Source organism: Frankia sp. CoBUL1 (assembly GCF_978021245.1).
The window spans coordinates 1-6,086 of record NZ_CDXDOS010000208.1; the positions used below are offsets into that span (position 1 = coordinate 1).

5 protein-coding genes are annotated in these 6,086 nt (G+C 70.9%); 4 read left to right on the forward strand and 1 reads right to left on the reverse strand.

The features are described 5' to 3' along the window. The first annotated feature begins 193 nt into the window (after positions 1 to 193). Positions 194 to 1,339 carry a glycosyltransferase family 4 protein gene (locus AC08OX_RS13810; protein ID WP_476608196.1) on the forward strand — a complete coding sequence of 382 codons (1,146 nt, stop codon included), beginning with the start codon at positions 194 to 196 and terminating at the stop codon, positions 1,337 to 1,339. On the opposite strand, the gene AC08OX_RS13815 is transcribed toward AC08OX_RS13810, so the two are convergent. After that, positions 1,321 to 3,120 (reverse strand): AMP-dependent synthetase/ligase, encoded by a 1,800-nt coding sequence (locus tag AC08OX_RS13815; protein ID WP_476608197.1) that lies wholly within the window; start codon positions 3,118 to 3,120, stop codon positions 1,321 to 1,323. The genes AC08OX_RS13810 and AC08OX_RS13815 overlap by 19 nt on opposite strands. A gap of 305 nt (positions 3,121 to 3,425) precedes the next feature. Between AC08OX_RS13815 and AC08OX_RS13820 the strand changes: the two genes are divergently transcribed. The 3 genes from AC08OX_RS13820 to AC08OX_RS13830 all read left to right on the forward strand — a co-directional run bounded on the left by AC08OX_RS13820 (position 3,426) and on the right by AC08OX_RS13830 (position 6,001). Beyond that, the gene (locus AC08OX_RS13820; protein ID WP_476608198.1) at positions 3,426 to 4,193 is read left to right on the forward strand and encodes a metallophosphoesterase family protein; all 768 of its coding nucleotides are present in this window, start codon (positions 3,426 to 3,428) and stop codon (positions 4,191 to 4,193) included. 152 nt (positions 4,194 to 4,345) lie between these two features. After that, the gene (locus tag AC08OX_RS13825) at positions 4,346 to 4,780 is read left to right on the forward strand and encodes an SRPBCC family protein (protein ID WP_476608200.1); all 435 of its coding nucleotides are present in this window, start codon (positions 4,346 to 4,348) and stop codon (positions 4,778 to 4,780) included. 6 nt (positions 4,781 to 4,786) lie between these two features. After that, a complete protein-coding gene (locus AC08OX_RS13830) occupies positions 4,787 to 6,001 on the forward strand; it encodes an ArsA family ATPase (protein ID WP_476608199.1) in 1,215 nt (404 codons plus the stop codon). Positions 6,002 to 6,086 lie beyond the last annotated feature (85 nt).

Below are 6,086 nucleotides of genomic sequence, written 5' to 3' on the forward strand. Positions count from 1 at the left end.
GCCCTACACCAGCACCTCCTCGACATCCTCGGCGTCGACCCCACCCGACCACCATGATCGACAGCCGGGCCGGTCAACGCATCGAAACCCCATGTGCGGAAGACAGGGCTAGCCCGCCCGGCCGGGGGATGCCGGCGCGGGCGTCGGTGGGGCCGTGGGAAAACGCGGTGGGACCGTGGGAGAATATGAACGGATGCGCGTGCTGGCCGTCACGAACGATTTCCCGCCCCGTCCCGGCGGGATCCAGGCCTACGTGCACAACTTCGCCTCGCGGCTGCCCGAGGGCGAGATCGTCGTCTACGCCCCGGCCTGGAAGAACGCCGCCGCCTTCGACGCCGAACAGAACTTCCCGGTCGTGCGGCACACCACGTCGCTGATGCTGCCGACACCGGACGTCCTGCGCCGAGCCAGAGAGATCGCCCGGGCGGAGGGATGCGACACGATGTGGTTCGGCGCCGCGGCACCGCTCGGGCTGCTTGGAGCCTGGCTGCGCCGCGACACGGCCATGCGCAGGATGGTCGCGAGCACCCATGGTCACGAGGTCGGCTGGGCGGCGCTGCCGGGGGCGCGTCAGGTGTTGCACAGCATCGGCACCGCCGCCGACGTCATCACCTATCTGACCGACTACACCCGGGCCCGGATCCGGCCCGCCTTCGGTGGCCATCCCACCTTCGCCCGGCTGCCCAGCGGAGTCGACCCCTCGCTGTTCCACCCCGGTCACGGGCGCGAAGAGATGCGCCGGCGCCACGGGCTGACGGGCCGCCGGGTGGTGGTGTGCGTAAGCCGGCTGGTCGCCCGCAAGGGCCAGGACATGCTGATCAGGGCGCTGCCCATGGTACGGCGCCGCGTACCGGACGCTGCGCTGCTGATCGTCGGCGGCGGTCCCCGGCGGGGTGACCTTGAACGGCTCGCCCGGGAGAACGACGTCGCCGAGCATGTGATCATGACTGGTTCGGTGCCGTGGGAGGAACTGCCGGCGCACTATGCGGCGGGCGATGTGTTCGCGATGCCCTGCCGCTCCCGCCTCGCCGGCCTGGAGGTCGAGGGGCTCGGCATCGTCTTCCTCGAGGCGTCGGCGACCGGCCTGCCGGTGGTGGCCGGCCGCAGTGGGGGTTCCCCCGACGCCGTCCTGCACCAGCACACCGGCATCGTGATCGACGGTACCGATCTGGCGCAGGTCGTGACGACCATCAGTGATCTTCTTGCCGACCCCGACCGAGCGGCGTCGATGGGTGCCGCGGGGCGGGCGTGGGTCGAGCTGCGCTGGCGGTGGGACGTCCTCGCGCAGGACCTGCGCACGCTGCTCGCCGGCCCGGACGGTCAGCGCGGGGTGGCGTAGATGTCCTCCACCGCCTGGCTGAACCGGTCGAGCACCAGCGAGCGGCGCACCTTCAGGCTCGGGGTGAGCTCGCCGGTCTCCACCGTGAAGTCCTGCGGCAGGATCGCGAACTTCTTGATGCTCTCGGCGTGCGACACTGTCGCGTTCGCGGCGTCGATCGCATTCTGGATCTCGGTGCGCAGGCCGGCGTCGTCGATCAGGTCGGCAACCGTCGCGCCGGCCGGCTTGCCCGCCGAGGACCGCCACCGGTCGAACGCTTCGGGATCGAGCGTGACGAGGGCGGCGACGAAGGGCCGCCGGTCCCCGATCAGCATTGCCTGGCTGACCAGGGGATGGGACTGGATGATGTGCTCCAGCGGCGCCGGTGCGATGTTCTTCCCACCGGCGGTGACCAGCAGCTCCTTCTTGCGGCCGGTGATCCGCAGGAAGCCGTCGGCGTCGAGGCCGCCGAGGTCGCCGGTGTGCAGGAAGCCCTCGGCGTCGAGCGCCTCCTTCGTCGCGAGCTCGTTGTTGCGGTAGCCGCGGAACAGCAGGGGACCGCGGATGAGGATCTCCCCGTCATCGGCGATGGCGATCGTCACGCCGGGAAAGGGCAGGCCGACGGTGCCCATGCGGACGTTGCCCGGCCGGTTCGCCGCGGCCGGCGCGCTGGTCTCGGTCAGACCGTAGCCCTCGAGCACCGTGAACCCGATCCCGCGGAAGAAGTGGCCGAGGCGTTCACCCAGCGGCGCCCCGCCGCTGACCGCGTAGCGGGCCCGCCCACCGAGCGCCGCCTGGAGCTTGCCGTAGACCAGTGCGGCGAACAGCCGGTGCCGCAGCCGCAGGAGCAGGCCGGGGCCGCCGCCGTCGAGAGCCCGGCTGTAGGCGACCGCGGTGTTCTCGGCGGCGTCGAAGATCCAACCTCTGCCCTCGGCGTGCGCTTTGTGGCGTGCCCCGGCGTGCACCTTCTCGAACACCCGGGGCACGGAGAGCAGGAAGGTCGGGCGCACCTTGGCGAGATCGGGCAGCAGGGTCCGCGAGTCCGGGGTGTAGGCGAGGGTGAACGCCCCCTGGACCACGCCCACCTGGAGCATGCGGGCGAACACGTGCGCCAGCGGGAGGAACAGCAGTGTGGACGCACCGGGCGTGAACAGCTCGGGCAGCGTGGCGATGGCCGCCTCGGCGGTGAACAGCAGGGCGCGATGGGTGATCTCGCAGCCCTTCGGTTGGCCGGTGGTCCCCGAGGTATAGATGATCGTCGCGAGGCTGTCGGCGTTGACGGACGCCCGGGCCGCCGTCAGCCGCTCCGGCGCGATGCCTGCGCCGTCCACGGCGAGACCGGCCAGCGCCCCGTGCTCGATGACGAGGACCTCCCGCAGCGCGGGGACGCCGTCGCGTACCTGTGCGACCCGCTCGGCGAGCTCGTCGTTTTCGACCACGAGAACCTCGACGCCGGCGTCCCGCAGGATCCACTCGATCTGGCCCGGGCTGGAGGTCTCGTAGATCGGCACGCAGACAGCTCCGGCCAGCCACGTCGCGTAGTCGACAATCGTCCACTCGAACCGGGTCCGGCTCGCCAGACCGACGCGGTCCCCGGGCCGCACCCCGCGGGCGATGAAGCCCCGGGCGGTGGCCACGACGTGATCGTGGAACTCGCGGACGGTCATGCCGACGAACTCGTCGTCGATCTTGTGTTGGATAAGCGTACTGTCCGGATATGCCGCCGCGTTGCGGAACACGGCGTCCGTCAGGGTCGCATCGTCGGCGATGGTGACCAGGGGCGGGGAGGTGTACTCGCGCACTGCTACTCCTACCAGATGGCTTGTGCGCGCCGGAGGACGACGCCACGGAACAACGGAAGAACGGAAGGCCAGGCCAGGGCATCAGACGTTAGCCTCCGGGCAGGCGGTTTGCGACCTTGCGGGGGGCAAAGGGTTCCCTTCGACGGTGTCCGGCCGGTGATCGTCGCCGGTGATCGTCGCCGGTGAGCGCGACCGCCGGGGATACGTCCTGAGATATGCCCGGGATCCGCACGGCATCCCTCATCGGCCGGATGGACCGTTCGAGTAGGGGCGACGGACCCCTGTCGGCGCCTAAGCTTCCAGCCATGCGGGTCCACGTGGTCAGCGACGTGCACGGGCGGGCGGATGTGCTGGCAGCGGCGGGCGAGGGGGCCGACGCGTTCGTGTGCCTGGGGGATCTCATCCTCTTCATCGACTACCACGATCACGGCCGGGGCATCATGGGCGACCTGTTCGGCGCCGAGGCCGTGGGTCGCATGATCGAGTTGCGTAACGCCCAGCGGTTCGACGAGGCCCGGGAATGGTCCCGGACGCTGTGGGCGAGCCTGGGCGGGGACCGCACGCAGATCGTGGAGGCGGCCATCCGCCGTCAGTACGAGGCGCTGTTCGCGGCGTTCCCGACCCCGACCTACCTGACCTTCGGCAACGTCGATCTGCCGCACCTGTATCCCGAGTACCTGCGCGACGGCGTCACCCTGCTGGACGGGCAGACCACCACGATCGGGGGGTTGCGGTTCGGCTTCGTCGGCGGGGGGCTGCAGACCCCGATGCGCACCCCCTACGAGATTGGCGACGACGCCTTCGCAGCCAAGGTCGCCGCGGTGGGCGAGGTCGACGTCCTGTGCTGCCACATCCCCCCGCACATCCCCGAGCTGGTCTACGACATCGAGGCACGCCGCTTCGAGCGCGGCAGTGTGGCGATCCTCGAAGCCATTCACGCGACCCGGCCGCGCTACGTGCTCTTCGGGCATGTGCACCAGCCGTTGACGGCCAGCCTGGAGATCGACGGCACACGCTGCGTGAACGTCGGACATTTCCATGCTCGGGGGACGCCCTTCGTTCTCAAGTGGTAGCCGGCCGCTCGGCCGGGCGCGCTCGGTGTTCCGGTAGCCTCAGGCGATCGGTCGGGGATTGTTCCCGGGCCCCGGAGAGATCCGGGTTGCCGGTGGGCCGGCGACGCCGTGCTCTTCAGCCGCGCTCGAAGAATGTGGAGGTGCTGTCTGCCATGGCGGACCACGCCCGATCGACGGTCGTCATCAACGCCCGGCCCGCCGCGGTGATGGGGGCGATCGCCGACATCTCCGCGTATCCGACCTGGATCGGCCAGATCGAGGAGGCCGAGATCCTCGATGTGGGCCCGGACGGCCGTCCCCGGCGTGCCCGGTTTCGGATCAACGCCGTCGTCATCAAGGACGAGTTCGTCAACGAGTACACCTGGAAGGGCGACGATCAGGTCGTCTGGAGCATGGTCGAGGGCCAGGCGATGTCGTCGCAGGACGGCAGCTACACCCTGCGCGACCTGGGTGACGGTAGCACTGAGGTGACCTACGACCTCACCGCCGAGACGAAGATCAAGATTCCTGGTCTGCTCCGGCGGAAGGTGCAGAGCGGCATCGTGGAGGCCGCTCTCAAGGACCTCAAGAAGTACGTCGAGAGCTGAGCGCACGTGCGGTGTGTGCTCTTCACGGGGAAGGGCGGCGGCGGTACCACCACGGTGGCAGCGGCGACCGCGATCCTCGCCGCCCAACGGGGTCACCGGACCCTCGTGCTGTCGGTCGACCCGGCCGCGGGGCTCGCCTGCGCGCTCGACCACCCGATCGGCGCCGAGCCGACCGAGCTTGAACCGGGGTTGCACGGCCAACAGGTCGACCTGCGCCGCGCGGTCGAGACCCGGTGGCCGGCCGTACGCGAGGTGCTGGCGGGCACCTGGCCGGCCATCAACGTCGATCCGTTCGACCTGGAGGAGCTGGCCTTCCTGCCGGGGGCCGTCGAGACCCTGACGCTGCTCGAACTGCGTGACGGTCTCACCAGCGAGAACTACGACCTGGTGGTGGTCGACGGAGGCCCGGCGGCGGCGCTGGTGCGGCTGCTGGCCTTTCCCGAGACGCTGTCGTGGTACTGCCGCCGGCTGCTGCCGCCCGACGGTGCCTTCGCGCGCTGGCTGCGACCCGGTTTCGGCTGGGCGGCGGCGCTCGGCGGGCGGTGGAGTGCGCTGGCGGCCCCCGCCTACGACACCGTCTCCCGCCTGCACCGGGCGGCGGTCGACCTGCGCGCGATCCTCACCGACCACGCCACCACCAGCGTCCGGCTGGTGGCGACCCCCGAGAGCTCGGCGCTCGCCGCGGCCCGCGGCAGCTTTACGGCGCTGTCGCTGCACGGGTTCACTCTGGACGGCGTCGTCGTCAACCGGATCTTTCCGCCGGCGAACGCGGACGCCTGGCGGGCGGGGTGGGCCGCCGTTCACCGCGAGCAGCTCGCCGACATCACCGCGGCCTTCATGCCCACCCCCGTCCTCCCGGTCGGCTACCGGGCGGGCGAACCGATCGGCCTGGAGGAGCTGGCCGCTTTCGGCGCGGCGACCTACGGTGAGCTCGATCCGGGGAGTGTTCTCGGGGAGCCGCTCATCGGCCCGAGCGGCCAGCCGCGGGTGGAACGCACCGAGGACGGGTTCGCGCTGTCCTTCGGCCTGCCGTTCGTCGACAGTTCCCAGATCGATCTGGCCCGGCTGGGTGATGACCTGGTGGTGACCGTGGGGTCGTACCGGCGGGCCGTTCCGCTGCCCGCGGCGTTGCGTCGCTGCAACGTGAGCACCGCCCGGCTGCGTGACGACCGGCTGGTCGTCTCGTTCGTTCCGGACCCGCGGCAGTGGGTGCGGGTATGACCACGCAGCGGTCCACCCCGGGCCGGCCCGCCGGCGCCGGGCCCGACTTCACCACGCCTTCCCCCGGCACGCCTTCCCCCGGCAC

Excerpts from the sequence above, each read along its gene's own strand:
- AC08OX_RS13810 (WP_476608196.1), top strand. The coding sequence starts at position 194 with ATGCGCGTGCTGGCCGTCACGAACGATTTCCCGCCCCGTCCCGGCGGG.
- AC08OX_RS13820 (WP_476608198.1), top strand. The coding sequence starts at position 3,426 with ATGCGGGTCCACGTGGTCAGCGACGTGCACGGGCGGGCGGATGTGCTG.
- AC08OX_RS13825 (WP_476608200.1), top strand. The coding sequence starts at position 4,346 with ATGGCGGACCACGCCCGATCGACGGTCGTCATCAACGCCCGGCCCGCC.